We start from the raw sequence: 20,352 nt of genomic DNA on the forward strand, positions 1-20,352 counted from the left end.
GCCGTGCCGTTTAGCAATGAATGTGCGTCGCAACAACACTTGGCGTTGGTGTAGGAGTCTGGGCATGGCTGGTGTAATGGATTCGGTGAACCAGCGCACGCAACTGGTAGGGCAGAATCGCCTGGAGCTGTTGTTGTTCCGTCTCGACGGTCAACAGCTCTACGGAATCAACGTGTTCAAGGTGCGGGAAGTGCTGCAATGCCCGTCGCTGACGTTGATGCCCAAGTCCAGTCCTGTCGTGTGCGGGGTGGCGAATATTCGGGGGGCGACCATTCCGATCCTTGATCTGGCAATGGCGACCGGTTCCGGGGCGTTGAAAGACAAGAAAAATCCGTTCGTGATCATCACGGAGTACAACACCAAGACCCAGGGTTTCCTGGTCCGCTCGGTGGAGCGCATCGTCAACATGAACTGGGAAGAGATCCATCCGCCGCCCAAGGGCACGGGGCGCGATCATTACCTGACCGCTGTGACTCGAGTCGACAATCAGTTAGTCGAAATCATCGACGTCGAGAAGGTGCTGGCGGAAGTCGCGCCGACGCCGGAAGCGATTTCGGTCGGTGTGGTCGATGTCGAGACCCAGAGCAAGGCGTTGTCGCTGCGGGTGCTGACGGTCGACGACTCGTCGGTGGCGCGCAAGCAGGTCACGCGTTGCCTGCAGACGGTCGGTGTCGAAGTGGTGGCGCTGAACGACGGCAAGCAGGCGCTGGATTACCTGCGCAAGCTGGTCGATGAGGGCAAGAAGCCGGAAGAAGAGTTCCTGATGATGATTTCCGACATCGAGATGCCGGAGATGGACGGGTACACCCTGACGGCGGAGATCCGCAGCGACCCGCGCATGCAAAAGCTTCATATCATCCTGCATACTTCGTTGTCGGGGGTATTCAATCAGGCGATGGTCAAGAAAGTCGGTGCCGATGACTTCCTGGCCAAATTCCGTCCTGATGACCTGGCATCCCGGGTAGTCGACCGGATCAAAGCAGCAGATATCAGCTAGGGGCCTTCTGCCCCTGGCGGTCAACACGATTTAAGAGGCGGCATCATTGTCTACGGGTAATTTGGATTTCGAACAGTTCCGGGTCTTCCTGGAAAAAGCCTGTGGCATTTTGCTCGGTGAAAACAAGCAGTACCTGGTCTCGAGCCGTCTCAACAAACTGATGGAGCAGCAAGGCATCAAGTCCCTGGGTGAGCTGGTACAGCGCATCCAGACCCAGCCGCGCAGCGGTTTGCGCGAGCAGGTAGTCGATGCCATGACGACCAACGAAACCCTGTGGTTTCGTGACACCTATCCGTTTGAAGTCTTGAAGAACAAGGTGCTGCCCGAGGCGATCAAGGCCAGTCCCAACCAGCGTCTGCGGATCTGGTCGGCGGCGTGCTCGTCGGGTCAGGAACCGTATTCGCTGTCGATGTCGATCGATGAGTTCGAGCGCAGCAACCTCGGTCAGTTGAAGATGGGTGTGCAGATCGTTGCCACCGACCTGTCCGGCAGCATGCTGAACAACTGCAAGACCGGCGAGTACGACAGTCTGGCGATCGGTCGCGGTTTGTCCGCCGATCGTCTGCAGCGCTACTTCGACCCGAAAGGGCCGGGGCGCTGGGCAGTCAAGGCGCCGATCAAGAATCGCGTGGAGTTCCGCTCGTTCAACCTGCTCGACAGCTATGCGAGTCTTGGCAAGTTCGACATCGTGTTTTGCCGCAACGTGCTGATCTACTTCTCCGCCGAGGTGAAGAAAGACATCCTGTTGCGCATTCACAGCACGCTGAAGCCGGGCGGGTATCTGTTCCTCGGCGCTTCCGAAGCGCTGAACGGTTTGCCGGATCATTACCAGATGGTCCAGTGCAGCCCGGGGATCATTTACCAGGCGAAGTGATTGCATCGGCAATACAAAAAACGGGAGTCCTCAGGGGCTCCCGTTTTTTGTGCCTGAATTATCTCCCTCACACACCACAAATCCCCTGTGGGAGCGGGCTCGCTCGCGAAGGCAGTGTGTCAGAAAAACAGATATCGACTGACTTGACGCTTTCGCGAGCAAGCCCGCTCCCACAGTGGGTCTGTGGTGTAGGTGCGAGGGGAGGGCAAGCGGCAGAAAAGCGGCAGCCAGCGGAAGCCGTTTGCCGCTTTTCTGGCATTGCCGCTTTGCCAATGCCCTGCAAAGCCCCGGTTTTCGGGGGTTTCTCGCATTGGCACGCGGCTTGCTAAAGCTCAGGTACGAAAAACCGGTCACCCGAAGGTTCCCGACATGAGCATCAGCTTCGATAAAGCGCTCGGCATTCACGAAAAGGCATTGGGCTTCCGCGCCCAGCGCGCCGAAGTGTTGGCCAACAACATCGCCAACGCCGATACCCCGAACTACAAGGCTCGGGATCTGGACTTCTCCAAAGTGCTTGAAGCACAAACCCAGAAGAACGCCAACGGCACCATCGCCCTGAACATGACCAACAGCCGTCACATCGAAGCTGAAGGCGTGGGCAATGGCGACGAGTCGCTGATGTATCGCACGCCGATGCAGCCTTCGATCGACCAGAACACCGTGGACGCTCAGCTCGAGCAGTCGAATTACGCGGAAAACGCGGTCGGCTTCCAGGCCAGCTTCACTCTGCTCAACAGCAAATTCAAAGGGCTGGTGTCAGCCCTGCGCGGAGAGTAATCCATGTCCCTGTCCAGCGTTTTCAACATTGCCGGCAGCGGCATGAGCGCCCAAACCACGCGTCTGAACACCGTGGCTTCGAACATCGCCAACGCCGAAACCGTCTCATCGAGCATCGACCAGACCTACCGCGCCCGTCACCCGGTGTTCGCCACCATGTTCCAGGGCGGCCAGAACAGCGGCAGCAACTCGCTGTTCCAGAGCCAGGACGCCGCAGGGCAGGGCGTACAGGTACTTGGCGTGGTCGAAGACCAGAGCAACCTCGAAGCGCGCTACGAGCCGAACCATCCGGCCGCTGACGCCAAGGGCTACGTCTACTACCCGAACGTCAACGTGGTGGAAGAAATGGCTGACATGATTTCCGCGAGTCGGTCGTTCCAGACCAACGCCGAAATGATGAACACCGCCAAAACCATGATGCAGAAGGTGCTGACCCTCGGTCAGTAATAAGGGGCGACGGCCATGAGTGTTTCCGATACCACCAGCAGCTTGAGCATGAATGACATCCTGGCGAACTCGTCGAAGAAGACCAGTTCGACCGCCGATGGCATTGCTTCTGCGACTAACAGTTCCACCGGCGGCCAGGCGCTGGGCAAGGATGCGTTCCTGCAATTGCTGGTCACCCAGCTGAAAAACCAGAACCCGCTCGACCCGCAGGACAACAGCGCGTTCGTTGCGCAGTTGGCGCAGTTCAGCAGCCTGGAAGGCATCACCACGCTTAACAGCACCGTCAGCTCGCTGGCCGGCAACTACAACTCCTCGCAGGCCCTGCAGGCGTCGTCGCTGGTGGGCCGCAACGTGATCGTGCAGACCAACACCGTTCAATTGGACGACCCGAGCAAAGGCATGACCGGTTCGGTCACCGTTCCGTCGTCGATTGCCGGCGGCACCGTCAGCATTACCGACAGCAGCGGCACGGTCGTTCGCACCATCGATCTGGGCAGTCGCGCCGCAGGCAGCGCGAGCTTCACCTGGGACGGCAAGGACAAGGACGGCAACCTGGTGAATACCGGTACCTACACCGTCAAGGCCAACGCCTCGATCAATGGCACCTCGACCGATATGGCGACCTATCTGCCAGCCACGGTCAACAGTGTGACCATCAGCCAGACCGGTGGCGAGCTGATGCTCAACCTGTCCGGCAAGGGCACCGTCGCCCTGTCCAAAGTACAAACCATTGGTATATAGAGCCGACTAACCGGCACAAAGGAGTGGAATATGTCTTTCAATATCGGCCTTAGCGGTCTCTATGCAGCCAACAAACAACTGGACGTGACCGGCAACAACATCGCCAACGTCGCGACCGCCGGTTTCAAATCGTCCCGTGCAGAATTCGAAGACGTCTACTCGGCCACTCGCCTGGGTAGCGGCAGCAAAGTCATCGGCAACGGTGTGCGCCTGGCCAACGTCTCCCAGCAGTTCACCCAGGGTGACATCAACAACACCGGTAACGTGCTGGACATGGGTATCAACGGTTCCGGTTTCTTCACCATGAGCAACAACGGCGCGATCACCTACACCCGTGCCGGTACGTTCAAGGTCGATAATAACGGCTTCATCACCAACACCGACTACACCTCGCGCCTGCAAGGTTATGGTGTGGATGCCAACGGCAAGATCATCAACGGCGTGTTGACCGACCTGAAGATCGACACCTCGAACCTGGCGCCGAAATCGACTTCGCTGGTGACTTCGTCCATCAACCTGAACTCGTCGGCCCCAGTGATCGACGACACAGTGGCGGCAGGCAAGTTCGACCCGGCAAAACTCGAAACCTACACCAAGTCGTTCAGCACACCGATCTATGACTCTCAGGGCAACTCGCACGTCATGGATCAGTACATGGTGAAAACCGGCCAAAACACCTGGAAGGTCTACACCCTGGTGGACGGGCGCAATCCGGATGCAACCGGCAGCGATCCAACCAAGACCGCCCCGACTGCTTCGACACTGACGTTCGACAGTTCGGGCAATCTCACTCAGGTCAGCACGCCTAACCCGGCGGATGCGACCAAGCCGATCATCAGCAGCGACTTGAAGCTGACCGGCTGGGTACCGGGTACCGTGACCAACGGCACCTTCACGCCAAACGGCGCGTCTGCCAACACCAATGGCGTGACCATTTCCATGGCCAAGACCACTCAGTTCAACGCTGATACCGCGCGTTCGATCCCGACTCAGGATGGTTACGCCACTGGCCAGATCACCAACCTGACCATCGACGGCACCGGTACGCTGTTCGCCAACTTCAGCAACAACCAGAGCAAGGCCATCGGCCAGGTCGCGCTGGCCAGCTTCACCAACGAACAAGGCCTGCAGGCTGTCGGCGGTACTAGCTGGAAAGAGACTTTCGCTTCGGGTATCCCGGGTTACGATGCGCCGGAAACCGGTACCCTGGGTTCGATCGCGTCCAACTCGCTGGAAGAGTCCAACGTTAACCTGACCAACGAGCTGGTGGACCTGATCAAGGGCCAGAGCAACTATCAGGCGAACGCCAAGACCATTTCGACTCAGAGCACCATCATGCAGACCATCATTCAGATGACCTGATTGCGGTTTCTGGTTGTGCAAGAGCCCCTCTTTTTGAGGGGCTTTTTTGTGGGCGGCTATTGGGTGGCAGCTGTTTTGATTGGGTGAGTATCCGGTTCTTTGGGTGCTGCGGCTGGCGGTTTCGCCCTTACGGCGAGTCACTTTTTCAGACGCCAAAAAGTAACCAAAAGGCTTGGCCCCAGCGTTCGGCCCTCGCTTAGGCTCGGGTTCCTTCGCTGCGGGATTCATCCGGGGGCATCGCCTACGGTTTGCTTCGCTGCACCTCCTCTCGATGTGTTTGGCTTCGCCAAACGGTCGCTTCGCTCCCACCCCCGGATAAATCCCTCCACTCAGCCTGCCGACGGGGCCGGTACGGCAAAATCAAAAGCTTTCGGCGAGCTGACACTCGGCCATTGAGTGGTGAAAAGCATGCGCTTGGCTTTTGCTCTTCTGTGGAAGCCAGCCTGCTGGCGATGGCGGCCTGCCAGCCGACCACTCTCTATCCGAATGCATCCAGTCCCGGTGGGAGCTGGCTTGCCAGCGATGGCGGCCTGCCAGATGTACTCATCCTCTGGGGCTGCCGAAGGCTGCGATCTTTTGATCTTTGGCAGCAGCACTGAAGATCAAAAGATCGCAGCCTCGTTGCTCTCGACAGCTCCTACAGGTAAATGGCGGGCAAAAGAAAACCCCCGACAAACCAGAAGTCTGTCGGGGGTTTTCTTTTGCCTGGGAGAATCAGGCGCCTCGCGACGCCTGACTCAGCTCAGCTTATTGGCAAGCTTCGCAATCCGGCTCGTCGATCGCGCAAGCCTTTGGCACTGGAGCCGGACCTGCCGGAGCGGCCAGAACCGAATCGTCGCCGTGGTTGCCGCCGCTGGAAACAGCGTTCAGCTTGCCGGTGTTGATGGTCGACTTCTCGGTGCTGGTCGCGGCCAGGGCACGGAGGTAGTAGGTGGTTTTCAGACCACGGTACCAGGCCATGCGGTAGGTCACGTCGAGCTTCTTGCCCGAGGCGCCGGCGATGTACAGGTTCAGCGACTGGGCCTGGTCGATCCACTTCTGACGACGGCTGGCGGCGTCAACGATCCACTTGGTGTCCACTTCGAACGCGGTCGCGTAGAGCTCTTTGAGTTCTTGCGGGATGCGCTCGATCTGCTGAACCGAACCGTCGTAGTACTTCAGGTCGTTGATCATGACCGAGTCCCACAGACCGCGCGCCTTGAGGTCGCGAACCAGGTACGGGTTGATCACGGTGAATTCGCCCGACAGGTTCGATTTCACATACAGGTTCTGGTAGGTCGGTTCGATCGACTGCGATACGCCGGTGATGTTGGCGATGGTCGCGGTCGGTGCGATGGCCATGATGTTGGAGTTACGAATGCCTTTCTGAACACGGGCGCGAACCGGTGCCCAGTCCAGGGTTTCGTTCAGGTCAACGTCGATGTACTTCTGGCCACGTTGCTCGATCAGGATCTGTTGCGAATCCAGCGGCAGGATGCCTTTGGACCACAGCGAACCGTTGAAGGTCTCGTAAGCACCACGCTCGTCTGCCAGGTCGCAGGACGCCTGGATCGCGTAGTAGCTGACCGCTTCCATCGACTTGTCGGCGAACTCGACGGCAGCGTCGGAACCGTAAGGGATGTGCTGCAGGTACAGCGCGTCCTGGAAGCCCATGATGCCCAGGCCGACCGGACGGTGGCGGAAGTTGGAGTTCTTCGCTTGCGGCACCGAGTAGTAGTTGATGTCGATCACGTTGTCGAGCATGCGCACGGCAGTGTTCACGGTGCGTTGCAGCTTGGCGGTGTCCAGCTTGCCGTCGACGATGTGGTTCGGCAGGTTGATCGAGCCCAGGTTGCAAACGGCGATCTCGTCCTTGTTGGTGTTCAAGGTGATCTCGGTGCACAGGTTCGAGCTGTGAACCACGCCGACGTGCTGCTGCGGGCTACGCAGGTTGCACGGGTCTTTGAACGTCAGCCATGGGTGGCCGGTTTCGAACAGCATGGAGAGCATTTTGCGCCACAGGTCTTTGGCCTGGATGGTCTTGAACAGCTTGACCTTGCCCGGGTACTCGGTCAGGGCTTCGTAGTACTCGTAGCGCTCTTCGAAGGCTTTACCGGTCAGGTCGTGCAGATCCGGAACTTCGGATGGCGAGAACAGGGTCCACTTGCCGTCATCGAAGACGCGCTTCATGAACAGGTCAGGGATCCAGTTGGCGGTGTTCATGTCGTGGGTACGACGACGATCATCACCGGTGTTCTTGCGCAGCTCGATGAACTCTTCGATGTCCATGTGCCAGGTTTCCAGGTAGGCACACACAGCGCCTTTGCGCTTGCCACCCTGGTTGACGGCTACAGCGGTGTCGTTCACCACTTTCAGGAACGGAACCACCCCTTGCGACTTGCCGTTGGTGCCCTTGATGTACGAGCCCAGTGCACGAACCGGGGTCCAGTCGTTGCCCAGGCCGCCAGCGAATTTCGACAGCATGGCGTTGTCGTGGATCGCGTGGTAGATGCCCGACAGGTCGTCCGGAACGGTGGTCAGGTAGCAGCTCGACAGCTGTGGACGCAGGGTACCGGCGTTGAACAGGGTCGGAGTCGACGCCATGTAGTCGAAGGACGACAACAGGTTGTAGAACTCGATCGCACGGTCTTCTTTCTGCTTCTCTTCGATTGCCAGGCCCATGGCCACGCGCATGAAGAAGATCTGCGGCAGTTCGAAACGCACGCCATCCTTGTGGATGAAGTAACGGTCGTACAGTGTCTGCAGGCCAAGGTAGGTGAATTGCTGATCGCGCTCGTGGTTGATCGCCTTGCCCAGTTTTTCCAGGTCGAAGGTGGCCAGCACAGGGTTCAGCAGTTCGAACTCGATACCTTTGGCAACGTAGGCTGGCAGCGCCTTGGCGTACAGCTCGGCCATTTCGTGGTGAGTGGCGCTTTCGGCCACACCCAGGAAGCCCAGGCCTTCGGCACGCAGGGTGTCCATCAGCAGGCGCGCGGTCACGAACGAGTAGTTCGGCTCACGTTCAACCAGGGTACGCGCGGTCATCACCAGTGCGGTGTTGACGTCGTTCAGGGCCACGCCGTCGTACAGGTTCTTCAGGGTTTCGCGCTGGATCAGGTCGCCATCGACTTCAGCCAGGCCTTCGCAAGCCTCGGTAACGATGGTGTTCAGGCGGCCCATGTCCAGCGGCGCGAGGCTGCCGTCGGCGCGGGTGATACGGATCGACGGGTGCGCGTCGACCGCAGCTTCGACCGGAGCGTGGGCAGCGCGTTCTTTCGAACGGCCGTCACGGTAGATCACGTAGTCACGAGCGACTTTCTGCTCGCCGGCACGCATCAGGGCCAGTTCGACCTGGTCCTGGATTTCTTCGATGTGGATGGTGCCGCCCGACGGCATGCGACGCTTGAAGGTCGCGGTGACTTGTTCGGTCAGACGGGCAACGGTGTCGTGGATTCGCGACGAAGCGGCAGCGGTGCCGCCCTCAACTGCGAGAAACGCTTTGGTGATAGCGACGGTGATCTTGTCATCGGTGTAAGGAACGACAGTGCCATTACGCTTGATCACGCGCAGTTGACCAGGCGCGGTGGCAGCCAGATCCGAATTCGAATCGGCGGCCTGCGGCAAGGTGCCCTGCGGGTTCTCGCGAGTTGTGTCGGTTTGCATGGGGGGTGATCTCCACATTCTCTATGTTTGTTTGGGCACCATCATGGTGCTCACCGTTCTGGTCCGAAGCACTACAACCGACGGGCGTCGGGCATAACAACTTCGGACCAGTAGGAAAAAGGCTAATGACGCCGCATCCTTGCCGAAGTTTTTGGCTGCGAGCCAGGGCTCGAGCCGGATTCCTTCCAGGGTGACAGTCATGACTGCAACACCCGTACCGTTCCGGTCGTTTCCAACCTAAAAAACGGTGCCATCCGCAAGTGCGGTTTGGGCTTTGAAAAACTTGCTTGGTTCAACCGGAAACCGGCAATAAAGCGCTTGAGTTTCAGGTCCGAAATGTGGTTGGGCGTTTGAGCGGAAAACCCTATATGTAGGGTCTCTCCTTGTGCCGTGCTACAAGATAATGCGTTTCGAGGGGGCTTGCAACGTACTAGCTGTGGATAAGCCTGTGCGTAAATTGTGTAAGAAACCAGGAATTCCCGTGTAGGCCGCGAACCTGCTGAGCTAGACCGTTTGTCACTGTTTTTCACTCGGGAAAAACGCTTCAGCGGATTTTTAAGGGCGCGAACCCTATCACAAAAAACCGGGTTGTCCGAACGCATTTGGCGACTTGTGTTCTGGTTGTACGCCGTTTATACAATCGGCTCATGCGCAAGCATTCTTATCCTCCCCAAACATGACAAAAGGTCGGGAGGATCTAAACCTGTGGGAGCGAGCCTGCTCGCGAATGCGTCGGTAGGTTCAGCATCAATGTTGACTGATCCAACGCTTTCGCGAGCAGGCTCGCTCCCACATGAATTGTGCTGTGTCGTACGGTTCTTCCTTTATTAATAAAAACAGCAAGCAGAGGTCACTGGTGGAGCAAGAAGCCTGGCAGGTATTGATAGTCGAGGACGACCAGCGTCTGGCCGAACTCACCCGCGAATACCTGCAAGCCAATGGATTGCAGGTGGAGATTGAAGGTAACGGCGCGCTGGCGGCGGCGCGGATCATCAAGGAGCAGCCGGATCTGGTGATCCTCGACCTGATGCTGCCCGGTGAAGACGGTCTGAGCATCTGCCGCAAGGTGCGCGACCGTTATGACGGGCCGATCCTGATGCTCACCGCGCGCACCGACGATGCCGACCAGATCCAGGGCCTCGACCTCGGCGCCGACGATTACGTGTGCAAACCGGTGCGTCCACGGCTGTTGCTCGCGCGGATTCAGGCCTTGCTGCGACGCAGTGACACAGCCGAACCCGTCGCGGAGAAAAGCCGTCGCCTGCAATTCGGGCCGCTGGTGGTTGACAACGCCTTGCGCGAAGCCTGGCTCAGCGACAGCGGCATCGAACTGACCAGCGCTGAATTCGACCTGCTCTGGCTGCTGGTGTCGAATGCCGGGCGAATCCTCTCTCGCGAAGAGATCTTTACTGCGCTGCGGGGCATCGGTTACGACGGCCAGGACCGCTCGATCGATGTGCGTATCTCGCGCATTCGCCCGAAAATCGGCGACGACCCCGACCACCCGCGCCTGATCAAGACCATCCGCAGCAAAGGCTATCTGTTCGTCCCTGAAGCCTGCGTAGACCTGGCGCTGTGAACTCGATCTTCCTGCGCATCTACGGCGGTATGTGCGCAGCGCTGATCCTGGTCGCGGTGCTCGGCGTGCTGGCGTTGCATCTGCTCAATCAGGTGCGCAGCGAGCAGTACCGCGAGCGCCTCGCCCACGGCACGTTTTCGCTGATGGCCGACAACCTGCAACCGATGAACGAAACCGAGCGCCATCGGGCGCTGTTGGTGTGGGAGCGGCTGCTGGGGATTCCGCTGGCGCTGAAGAAGTTTTCCGAGACTGATCTGGACTTGTCACAGCGCACTCGGGTGCAACGCGGTCAAGCGTTGGTGGAGCAGACCGGCCCGCATGCGGCGCGGGTCTATCGACTGGTCAGCGACAAGGAACAGTTGCTGCTGACCGGTGACGTACAACAGATCAGCGAGCAACTGGCCCGCGCGACCATTTATCTGCTGGCCGATGAATTGGTGCGTTTTCCGGTGGGCGAACAACCCAAGCGGCTGGCGCAGTTAAAGGAAGAGAAGGGCTTCGGTTTTGATCTGCGACTGGTCACGGTCAACGAGGCCGATATGGACGAAGACCAGAGCCGTCGCGTGTCCGAGGGCGACACGGTGATGGCGCTGGGCAAGGGCGGGGATTCGATCCGGGTGTTTGCCGGCATGGTCGGCACGCCGTGGGTGCTGGAAATCGGCCCGCTGTATCAGATGAATCCGTATCCGCCGCAATGGCTGGTGCTGATCGCCGTGCTCGGCCTGAGTCTGATCGGCCTGATCGTTTATCTGTTGGTGCGCCAACTCGAACGGCGTTTGCGCGGCCTCGAAGCCGCCGCCACGCGCATCGCCAAGGGCAGCCTGGAAACCCGCGTGCCGGCCCGGGGCGCTGACTCGGTAGGACGGCTGGCGGCAGCGTTCAACGGCATGGCCGAGCACTTGCAGCAGTTGCTGGCAATCCAGCGTGAGCTGGTGCGCGCGGTGTCCCACGAACTGCGTACACCGGTGGCACGTCTGCGTTTCGGTCTGGAGATGATCGGCTCGGCCACCACCCCGCAGGCGCTGGAGAAGTACCGCGAGGGCATGGATCACGACATCGAGGATCTCGATAAGCTGGTGGACGAGATGCTCACCTACGCGCGACTGGAGCAGGGCTCGCCGGCGCTGACCTTTCAGCGCATCGACCTCGATGCGTTGGTCAATCAGGTGATCGAAGAGCTGGCGCCGTTGCGTGCCGGAGTCACGGTGCAGCGTGGTATGTGCCTGTCATCCACCGATAACGACGGCGCCTGGGTCGAGGCCGAACCGCGCTTCCTGCACCGGGCGTTGCAGAATCTGGTGAGCAACGCGATGCGCCATGCGCGCTCGAAAGTCACGGTGAGTTATCAGGTCGGGCAGTTGCGCTGCCGGGTCGATGTCGAGGATGACGGGCCGGGCGTGCCGGAGGTGGCGTGGGAGCGCATCTTCACGCCGTTTCTGCGTCTGGATGACAGCCGTACCCGTGCGTCGGGCGGGCATGGGCTGGGGCTGTCGATTGTGCGGCGGATCATCCATTGGCATGACGGCCGGGCGCTGATCAATAAGAGCAAGAGTCTGGGCGGGGCCTGCTTCAGTCTGAGTTGGCCGCGGAATCAGGAACGCCGCTGAGTTTTGTGGTGGCAGGGATGATGCCTTCGCGAGCAAGCCCGCTCCCACAGGGGAATGCATTTCAAGGGTGGGAGCGGGCTTGCTCGCGAAGGCGGCGGGACAGGCTGAAAAATCCTCAGGCCGGAATGCTGACCAGACTCAGCAACTGCCCATCCTGCACCCCAAATTGCGCTTCCAGCTCGGTGCCATGACGCCATTCGCCAGACAAGTCAGTCAGCAAACGCAACCGAACCTGCCCTTGCTCTGTCCACTCCAGCACCTCGGCGTGCTCGAAATAAAAGCGCTTCTGCACAATCGGGTACAACGCCTTGAACAGGCTTTCTTTCACCGAAAACGTCAGCGTCACCAGCAACGCCAGTTGTTCCCTCGAACCGGCGGCCATGCGCTGCAGTTCCGCAGGCGTCAGGATCTCCCCGGCCAGGCGTTCGGCGCGGTCGGTGTCGAGCAGGTTTTCCAGGTCCATGCCCAAGCCACGCCAATGCTGCTTGTTGGCGACAATGGCCGCCGCACGCCCGGTGCTGTGGGTGATCGAGCCGCAGATGTGCGCCGGCCACACCGGTGCACGGTCTTCGCCAATCGCCGGAATCACGCTTGAGCCTTCCAGTTGCTGCAACGCCGCCCGGGCGCAAATCCGCCCGGCAAGAAACTCTGCCTGGCGCTTGGCAACCGAACGCTGAATGCTCGGCGGCGGCTCGATGGCGCTGCGCTGGAAGTCATCGCCGAGCAATTGTTTCGGGTCGAAACGGGTGCTCAGCAGGACGGTCTCGCGCAGCACGCTGGGCAACGGCCAGTGAGCGTCGAGCGCGGTGCAGCAGGTGGGGAGGGGCGGGCTGGAATTCATGGCGGGCATTTTGCCGGTTCGCAGGGGCAAGGTCGAGATCGGCGGTGCGGCTTTCGCGAGCAGGCTCGCTCCCACATTTGGAACGCATTCCCATGTGGGAGCGAGCCTGCTCGCGAAGGCCGCGCTGCAATCTATCTGATCAGCCAAAGATTTTCTGGAAGAACGCTTTCATGTCCGCCCAGGATTTTTCATCGGCCGCTTTGTTGTAGCCGATATCCGGGCCACCGTGTTCACCGTGGCTCAAACGATCGGCATCGGGATTGGTGAAACCATGCTTGGCGCCGTCGAGGCTGACGAATGTGTAGTCGGCGCCGGCCTTGTCCATCTCGGATTTGAATGCGGTGACGTTGGCCGGGGTGACCATGCTGTCCAGCGCACCATGCTCGACCAGAATCTTCGCCTTCACACTGCCGGGCGTCGCCGGGGTGGTGGTCGCCAGCGCACCGTGGAAACTCACCACGCCCGCCAGCGGCTCGCCCTGACGCGCCGCGTTGAGCACCACGCCGCCGCCGAAGCAGTAACCGATGGCAGCGATTTTATTCACGTCGGTCTGTGGCTGCTTTTTCAGCAGGTTCAGCCCGGCCTCGAAGCGCTTGCTGGAGGCGGCGGCATCCTGGGTCGCGGCCTGCATGAATGCCATCGCATCCTTGGGGTGCTCGGTGTTCTTGCCTTCGCCGTACATATCGATCGCCAGTGCGCTGTAGCCCAGCTCAGCGAGGTCGCGGGCGCGGCGTTTGGCGTAGTCGTTCAGCCCCCACCATTCATGCACCACGACGATCCCCGGGCGCTTGCCCTTGATCGCGTCGTCGTAGGCGTAGTAGCCGATCAGTCTGGTGCCGTCGGCACTCTGGTAGGGAATCTCCTGGGTCTTGATCGCGGCGTTGGCCAGGCTGCTGGCCGCGAGCAGGGTGAGGGCGAGGAACAGGCGCATGGTCGGTCTCCTTATCGAAAGTGGTCAGGACAGCCTAGTCGATTTGATTCAGTGCAGGTTCAACGAGCGTTCAGGGCAGGTACAGGGGCGGCTTGCTAACCTTGCATCCAGTCGAACAGCAATGAGAAAGTTGTCGCCCGTGCCGTCGCCTTCGCGAGCAGACTCGCTCTCACAGGTATGCTGTTGAAGTTGGAGCTTTTGATTTACCCGGGAGAGCGTTATGAAACTGTTGGTCGTCGAAGATGAAGCGCTGTTGCGCCATCACCTGCAAACCCGTCTGACGGAGAGCGGTCATGTGGTCGAGTCCGTGGCCAATGCCGAAGAGGCGCTGTACCAGACCGGGCAGTTCAACTTCGATCTGGCGGTCATCGACCTCGGTCTGCCGGGCATGGGCGGTCTGGACTTGATCCGGCAGTTGCGCTCGACCGGCAAGACGTTTCCGGTGCTGATCCTCACTGCGCGCGGCAACTGGCAGGACAAGGTCGAAGGCCTGGCCGCCGGTGCCGACGATTACGTGGTCAAGCCGTTCCAGTTCGAAGAACTCGATGCACGACTCAACGCCTTGCTGCGTCGCTCCAGCGGGTTCACCCAGTCGACCATCGTCGCCGGACCGCTGTTGCTGGACCTCAATCGCAAGCAGGCATCGCTGGATGAAGAGCCGCTGGCGCTGACAGCCTACGAATACCGCATCCTCGAATACCTGATGCGCCACCACCAGCAAGTGGTGCCCAAGGATCGTCTGATGGAGCAGCTCTATCCGGACGACGACGAGCGCGATCCGAACGTGATCGAAGTGCTGGTCGGCCGCCTGCGCCGCAAGCTTGAAGGCACGCGCGGGTTCAAGCCGATCGATACCGTGCGCGGTCTCGGCTATCTGTTCAATGAGCCTTGCACTTGATTCGTTCTCTTCGCGTTCGCTTGATGCTCGCCGCCACCACGTTGGCGGTGTTGTTCATGCTCGGCTTGCTCCCCGCCATGCAGGGCGCGTTCAGCCTGGCGTTGCAGGACTCGATCGAGCAGCGGCTGGCCTCGGACGCCACCACGCTGATCTCTGCCGCCCGCATCGAGAACGGCCGCCTGATGATGCCGTCGCAGTTGCCCGATGAGCGTTTCAACCTCACCGACAACCGCTTGCTCGGCTACATCTACGATCGCGAAGGCAAACTGGTCTGGCGCTCGAAAGGCACGCAGGAAGAGCAGATCAACTACAAGCCGCGTTACGACGGCATGGGTAACGAGTTCGCGCGGATCCGCGAGAGCGACGGTCAGGAGTTCTTCGTCTACGACGTCGAAGTCAAACTGCTTGGCGGTAAAAGTGCCGCGTTCAGTATCGTTGCCCTGCAACCGGTGCGCGAATACGAAAACACCCTCGAAGGCCTGCGCGAAAATCTCTATCTGGGCTTCGGTGCCGCATTGCTGGTGTTGCTGGCGCTGTTGTGGATCGGCCTGACCTGGGGCCTCAAGGCGCTGCGCCAGCTCAGCCAGGAACTCGACGAAATCGAAAGCGGCACCCGCGAAAGCCTCACCGAGCAGCACCCGCGCGAACTGCTGCGCCTGACCGGCTCGCTCAACCGTTTGCTGCTCAGCGAACGCCAGCAGCGCAGCCGCTACCGCGACTCCCTCGATGATCTGGCGCACAGCCTGAAAACCCCTCTGGCGGTGTTGCAAGGGGTCAGCGAAGACATGGCGAAACGTCCCGAAGATCGTGATCAAGCCTGGGTGCTGCAAACCCAGATCGAGCGCATGAGTCAGCAGATCAGCTACCAACTGCAACGTGCCAGCCTGCGCAAAAGCGGGCTGGTGCGCCACCAGGTCCGTCTGCAGCCGGTGCTCAAAAGCCTGTGCGACACACTGGACAAGGTCTATCGCGACAAACGTGTGCGTGTGGCCTTCGATCTGCCGGAGCACTGCTATGTGCCGATCGAGCAGGGCGCTTTGCTGGAGATGATGGGCAACCTGCTGGAGAATGCCTATCGCCTGTGTCTGGGCGAAGTGCGCATCAGCGTTCGCGAGAGTCTGGCCGGGACCGAGTTGTGCATCGAAGACGACGGCCCGGGCGTACCGCCGAATCAACGGGCGCGGATTCTCGAGCGTGGCGAGCGTCTGGATCGACAGCACCCGGGGCAGGGCATCGGGCTGGCGGTGGTCAAGGACATTATCGAGAGCTACAACGCCAAACTGATGCTCGGGGATTCGCCGATGGGCGGGGCGGCGTTCAGGATTCAGTTTCCTGCGGTTTAGGTGTTGGCAGTTCTGACGTCATCGCGAGCAGGCTCACTCCTACAAGGGGAATGCATTCAAATGTAGGAGTGAGCCTGCTCGCGATAGCACCGGTCAGTTCACCGCAGGTCTTACTGCTCCTGCGCCCGATACGCCCCCGGTGTCAGCCCCGTCCATTTCTTGAACGCCCGGTGAAACGCCGACGGCTCGGAAAACCCCAACTGCTCGGCAATCTGTTGCAACGACAGATCCGCCCGTCCCAGATGATAAATGGCGATGTCGCGGCGCAACTGATCCTTCAATTCCTGAAAACTGGTGCCTTCCTCACGCAAATGCCGACGCAGGGTTTGCGGGCTGATGTGCAGGTGCGCGGCCACCGCTTCCAGATCCGGCCAGTGCGCGCTGTCGCGGCTGAGCAAGCGGCGCAGGCGGCTGCTGAGACTGTCGCCGTCGTCCGGGCGTGACAGCAGGTCGGCGGGGGAGCGTTCAAGGAAGTGCTTGAGGGTGCGTTCGTCCTGCAACAGCGGCATGTGCAGGTAGCGGCTGTGAAACAGCAGGCTGCTTTGGCCCTCGGCAAACACCAGCGGGCAGGGGAACAGCAGGTCGTACTCGGCACCGTGCGCCGGTTTCGGGTAACTGAAAGTGGCCTGCTCCAGACGAATCCGCTGGCCGATCAGCCAACTGCCGAGCCGATGCCAGATCACCAGCAGGCTCTCGCTGAGAAAGTGATCCGGGTCCCATAGCTGCGAATCATCGAGGCTCAGGCGCACCCATTCGTCTTCGCGGCTCAGGTCCAGGCGCGGGGCCCCCGGGAATAGGCTATAAAACAATAAACCGCGTTGCAGTGCCTTCTCCAGGTTGCGGCAGTGGATCAGGGCGTGGCACATCATCGCGAAGCTGCCGGGTTTGCTCGGTACGTTGCCGAAGCCCAGGTACTCATCATCCAGCGCCAGCCACAGGCTCTGGATCAGTTGGGTGAATTGCTCCGGTGCAATTCGCGCCCGCGGCTCATCCAGCAACTCGGGACTGATGCCCAGTCGCTGCAGCAGTGGCGAATAGTCGAAGCCCGAACGGCGTGCGCCACCGAGGGCGGCACGGGCGAAATGGCTGGCGATGGTGCGTTCGCGCATAAGCGGCAGATCCTTCCTCAGGCGCCGGATGGTAGCCGGGGCATGCGCAGGGCAACAAGGCGGATTTCCGCCAAATTGTAGGACGAGAACCAACGAGTTGGCGGAAATCCGCCACACTTACGTCACCGGGCAGTGACAAAAATTACCCTGCACTCCCTGATATCAAAAGGCTTGTAGCGAATTGCACCAATGTGGCACGGCGTTTGCGATAAGAGCGACAGAAGTGTGCGTCTATCCCGCCGGAGAAGCGCCGCTCGACACAACAAATCCCTCCAGTGCAGGAGGGTTCGCAATTCAGGTTTTGCGCTCGACAGATGGATGTTGCCCGCAGGACGCTTGAGGAAACTTGCAATGACGACTCGTCAGCCACTGTACAAATCCCTGTATTTCCAGGTGATCGTCGCAATCATCATCGGTATTGCACTCGGTCACTACTACCCGCAGTTCGGTGTCGCGGTAAAGCCGCTGGGTGACGGGTTCATCAAACTGATCAAGATGATCATTGCCCCGATCATCTTCTGCACCGTGGTCAGCGGCATCGCCGGCATGCAAAGCATGAAATCGGTCGGCAAGACCGGTGGTTACGCACTCCTGTACTTCGAAATCGTTTCGACCATCGCGCTGCTGGTCGGCCTGATCGTGGTCAACATCGTGCAGCCGGGCAACGGCATGCACATCGACGTCAGCACTCTGGACGCTTCGAAAGTTGCCACCTACGTGGCTCAAGGTGCTGATCAGAGCGTTGTCGGCTTCCTGCTCAACGTGATCCCGACCACCATCGTCGGCGCGTTCGCCACCGGTGACATCCTGCAAGTGCTGATGTTCTCGGTGATCTTCGGTTTCGCCCTGCATCGCCTGGGTGACTACGGCCGTCCGATCCTCGACTTCATCGATCGTTTCGCCCACGTGATGTTCAACATCATCAACATGATCATGAAGCTCGCGCCAATCGGTGCCTTCGGTGCGATGGCATTCACCATCGGTGCCTACGGTGTCGGCTCGCTGGTGCAGCTGGGTCAACTGATGGCCTGCTTCTACATCACTTGCGTGCTGTTCATCCTGATCGTGCTGGGTGCCATCGCCCGCATGCACGGCTTCAGCGTGCTGAAGATGATTCGCTACATCCGTGAAGAGCTGCTGATCGTACTGGGTACTTCTTCGTCGGAATCGGTACTGCCACGCATGCTGATCAAGATGGAGCGTCTGGGCGCGAAGAAATCGGTAGTGGGTCTGGTGATCCCGACCGGTTACTCGTTCAACCTCGACGGTACCGCGATCTACCTGACCATGGCCGCGGTGTTCATTGCTCAGGCCACCGACACGCACATGGACATCACACACCAGATCACCCTGCTGGTGGTGTTGTTGCTGTCCTCCAAAGGCGCAGCCGGTGTGACCGGTTCGGGCTTCATCGTGCTGGCAGCTACCCTGTCGGCGGTCGGTCACCTGCCGGTGGCCGGTCTGGCGCTGATCCTCGGTATCGACCGCTTCATGTCCGAAGCCCGCGCCCTGACCAACCTGGTCGGCAATGCTGTAGCGACCATCGTGGTTGCCAAGTGGGTGAAAGAGCTGGACACCGACGTGCTGCAATCCGAGCTGGCTTCGGGCGGTCGCGGTATCGCGGATACCCGTCCGGAAGATGACCTGGGTGTGGCTGAAGGCGTGGCTCCGAGCAACGTCAAGTAATCTGAATTGGCTCCAGTGTAATGCTGGAGTCTGAGAGCCCTTGTGGTGAGGGGATTCATCCCCGATGGACTGCGCAGCAGGCCCTTTCTATCTAAAGAAGGGGCCGCTGCGCGACCCATCGGGGATAAATCCCCTCGCTACAGGGGTTTTTTATTGCCTGCGATTTGAGCATTACGGTCACTGCCGCTGATGCATCCGGTGATTGCCGTGCGCGGCAGCGCTGCCTAGGCTGGGTGTATCCCCCAAGGAGATCGCCCATGTCTGCGCCGCTGGCCTCACTGAAAATTCTGGATTTCTCGACCCTGCTGCCGGGGCCGTTCGCCTCGCTGTTGCTGGCGGACATGGGCGCCGAGGTGCTGCGCATTGAATCACCGACGCGCATGGATCTGCTGCGGGTGTTGCCGCCGCACGATCAGGGCATGTCGGCCAGTCACGCTTACCTGAACCGCAACAAGCGCAGTCTGGCGCTGGATCTCAAACAGCCGGAAGCGCTAGAGGTGGTCCGGCAGTTGCTGGCCGAATACGACATCGTCCTCGAGCAGTTTCGTCCTGGTGTGATGGAGCGTCTGGGCCTGGGTTACGAGGCACTGAAGGCAATCAACCCGAAGCTGATTTACGTGTCGATCACCGGCTATGGCCAGACCGGCCCGTACAAGGACCGCGCCGGGCATGACATCAACTATCTGGCGCTGGCCGGGCTTGCCAGTTACACCGGCCGCGCCGACAGCGGGCCGTTGCCGCTGGGCATGCAGGTGGCGGATATCGCGGGTGGTTCGCTGCATGGCGTGATCGGCCTGCTGGCGGCGGTTATCGCCCGGCAGCAGACAGGGCAGGGCACGCACCTGGACGTGAGCATGACCGATTGCGCCTTCAGCCTGAACGCCATGGCCGGTGCCGGGTATCTGGCCTGTGGCGAGGAGCCGCATTGGGAAGAGCAGATGCTCAATGGCGGCAGCTTCTATGACTACTACCGCTCGCGCGATGGACGCTGGCTGTCGGTGGGCAGTCTGGAACCTGCGTTCATGCAGCAACTGTGCACGGCGTTGGGCCGGCCGGAGCTGGCGGCGCAGGGCTTGTCGCCGAAACCCGAGCAGCAGCGGTTATTGAAGGAGGCGTTGAAAGTTGAATTCGAGAAGCACGACTTTGCCGAGCTGTGCGAGTTGTTTGCCGGAGTTGATGCCTGTGTCGAGCCGGTATTGAACCTGAGCGAGGCGGTGCAGCATCCGCAGTTGCAGGCGCGTGAATTGGTGACCCAGGTGCCGCGGGGGGACGGTACGACGCAGGCGCAGATTGCCTGTCCGCTGAAGTTCTCCGAGGCGCTGCCGGCGCCGTGGCATGTTGGTGCGGGGTTGGGGCAGCATACGGAACAGGTGTTGGGGGAGTTGGGGTTTAGTGCTGAGCGGATTGCCGAGTTGCGGCGTGCCAAGGTGATTCTCTAGCGTCTGTGCCGCCCCTTTCGCGAGCAAGCCCGCTCCCACATTTTGAAATGCGTTCCCCTGTGGGAGCGGGCTTGCTCGC

At 60.2% G+C, this 20,352-nt stretch carries 16 protein-coding genes; 12 read left to right on the plus strand and 4 right to left on the minus strand.

Features of this window, described 5'->3' with window-relative positions; all coding sequences use genetic code 11:
- The first annotated feature begins 64 nt into the window (after positions 1-64).
- The 6 genes from JFU48_RS14960 (at position 65) to flgE (ending at position 5,198) form a co-directional block, all read left to right on the plus strand.
- Positions 65-997: a chemotaxis protein CheV gene (locus tag JFU48_RS14960; protein WP_003227223.1), complete on the plus strand. Its 933-nt coding sequence runs from the start codon at positions 65-67 to the stop codon at positions 995-997.
- A 46-nt stretch (positions 998-1,043) separates the two neighbouring features.
- Positions 1,044-1,871 carry a protein-glutamate O-methyltransferase CheR gene (gene cheR / locus JFU48_RS14965; protein ID WP_003227220.1) on the plus strand — a complete coding sequence of 276 codons (828 nt, stop codon included), beginning with the start codon at positions 1,044-1,046 and terminating at the stop codon, positions 1,869-1,871.
- 369 nt (positions 1,872-2,240) lie between these two features.
- Positions 2,241-2,648 (plus strand): flagellar basal body rod protein FlgB, encoded by a 408-nt coding sequence (gene flgB / locus JFU48_RS14970; protein WP_108592368.1) that lies wholly within the window; start codon positions 2,241-2,243, stop codon positions 2,646-2,648.
- Between the two features lie 3 nt (positions 2,649-2,651).
- Positions 2,652-3,095 carry a flagellar basal body rod protein FlgC gene (flgC, locus tag JFU48_RS14975; RefSeq protein ID WP_003227217.1) on the plus strand — a complete coding sequence of 148 codons (444 nt, stop codon included), beginning with the start codon at positions 2,652-2,654 and terminating at the stop codon, positions 3,093-3,095.
- A 15-nt stretch (positions 3,096-3,110) separates the two neighbouring features.
- Entirely contained in the window at positions 3,111-3,836 is a 726-nt protein-coding gene (gene flgD, locus JFU48_RS14980) for a flagellar hook assembly protein FlgD (protein ID WP_103521696.1), read from the plus strand.
- 30 nt (positions 3,837-3,866) lie between these two features.
- The gene (flgE, locus tag JFU48_RS14985) at positions 3,867-5,198 is read left to right on the plus strand and encodes a flagellar hook protein FlgE (protein ID WP_201136845.1); all 1,332 of its coding nucleotides are present in this window, start codon (positions 3,867-3,869) and stop codon (positions 5,196-5,198) included.
- Between the two features lie 747 nt (positions 5,199-5,945).
- Here flgE and JFU48_RS14990 read toward each other — a convergent pair.
- A complete protein-coding gene (locus JFU48_RS14990) occupies positions 5,946-8,840 on the minus strand; it encodes a ribonucleoside-diphosphate reductase subunit alpha (protein ID WP_003227212.1) in 2,895 nt (964 codons plus the stop codon).
- An 856-nt stretch (positions 8,841-9,696) separates the two neighbouring features.
- Between JFU48_RS14990 and JFU48_RS14995 the strand changes: the two genes are divergently transcribed.
- The gene (locus JFU48_RS14995) at positions 9,697-10,419 is read left to right on the plus strand and encodes a response regulator (RefSeq protein WP_103485449.1); all 723 of its coding nucleotides are present in this window, start codon (positions 9,697-9,699) and stop codon (positions 10,417-10,419) included.
- Positions 10,416-12,026 (plus strand): ATP-binding protein, encoded by a 1,611-nt coding sequence (locus tag JFU48_RS15000; protein WP_003227208.1) that lies wholly within the window; start codon positions 10,416-10,418, stop codon positions 12,024-12,026. The genes JFU48_RS14995 and JFU48_RS15000 overlap by 4 nt, the downstream gene beginning before the upstream one ends.
- Before the next feature lie 115 nt (positions 12,027-12,141).
- Here the strand turns inward: JFU48_RS15000 and JFU48_RS15005 are convergent, their stop codons facing one another.
- Together JFU48_RS15005 and JFU48_RS15010 are read right to left on the minus strand one after the other, a co-directional pair.
- Positions 12,142-12,867 carry a 4'-phosphopantetheinyl transferase family protein gene (locus JFU48_RS15005; RefSeq protein WP_201136846.1) on the minus strand — a complete coding sequence of 242 codons (726 nt, stop codon included), beginning with the start codon at positions 12,865-12,867 and terminating at the stop codon, positions 12,142-12,144.
- A 139-nt stretch (positions 12,868-13,006) separates the two neighbouring features.
- Positions 13,007-13,798, minus strand: coding sequence for a dienelactone hydrolase family protein (locus JFU48_RS15010; protein ID WP_201136847.1), 792 nt, complete (start codon positions 13,796-13,798; stop codon positions 13,007-13,009).
- 220 nt (positions 13,799-14,018) lie between these two features.
- On the opposite strand from JFU48_RS15010, the gene JFU48_RS15015 reads away from it, so the two are divergent.
- Both JFU48_RS15015 and JFU48_RS15020 read left to right on the plus strand, forming a co-directional pair.
- Positions 14,019-14,696, plus strand: a complete 678-nt coding sequence (locus JFU48_RS15015) for a response regulator transcription factor (protein ID WP_103485452.1) — start codon at positions 14,019-14,021, stop codon at positions 14,694-14,696.
- Entirely contained in the window at positions 14,693-16,039 is a 1,347-nt protein-coding gene (locus JFU48_RS15020) for an ATP-binding protein (protein WP_201136848.1), read from the plus strand. The genes JFU48_RS15015 and JFU48_RS15020 overlap by 4 nt, the downstream gene beginning before the upstream one ends.
- A gap of 110 nt (positions 16,040-16,149) precedes the next feature.
- Here JFU48_RS15020 and JFU48_RS15025 read toward each other — a convergent pair whose 3' ends face one another.
- Complete coding sequence (locus JFU48_RS15025) at positions 16,150-17,148, minus strand: AraC family transcriptional regulator (protein WP_103485453.1); 999 nt, start codon at positions 17,146-17,148, stop codon at positions 16,150-16,152.
- Positions 17,149-17,499: 351 nt separating this feature from the next.
- Here JFU48_RS15025 and JFU48_RS15030 point away from each other — a divergent pair, with 351 nt between their 5' ends.
- The gene (locus JFU48_RS15030) at positions 17,500-18,834 is read left to right on the plus strand and encodes a dicarboxylate/amino acid:cation symporter (RefSeq protein WP_103485454.1); all 1,335 of its coding nucleotides are present in this window, start codon (positions 17,500-17,502) and stop codon (positions 18,832-18,834) included.
- 257 nt (positions 18,835-19,091) lie between these two features.
- Positions 19,092-20,273: a CaiB/BaiF CoA transferase family protein gene (locus JFU48_RS15035; protein ID WP_201136849.1), complete on the plus strand. Its 1,182-nt coding sequence runs from the start codon at positions 19,092-19,094 to the stop codon at positions 20,271-20,273.
- The last annotated feature ends 79 nt before the right edge of the window (positions 20,274-20,352 follow it).

The sequence above is a fragment of the Pseudomonas sp. TH49 genome (genome assembly GCF_016650625.1).
Taxonomy (GTDB): Bacteria; Pseudomonadota; Gammaproteobacteria; order Pseudomonadales; family Pseudomonadaceae; genus Aquipseudomonas; species Aquipseudomonas fluorescens_H.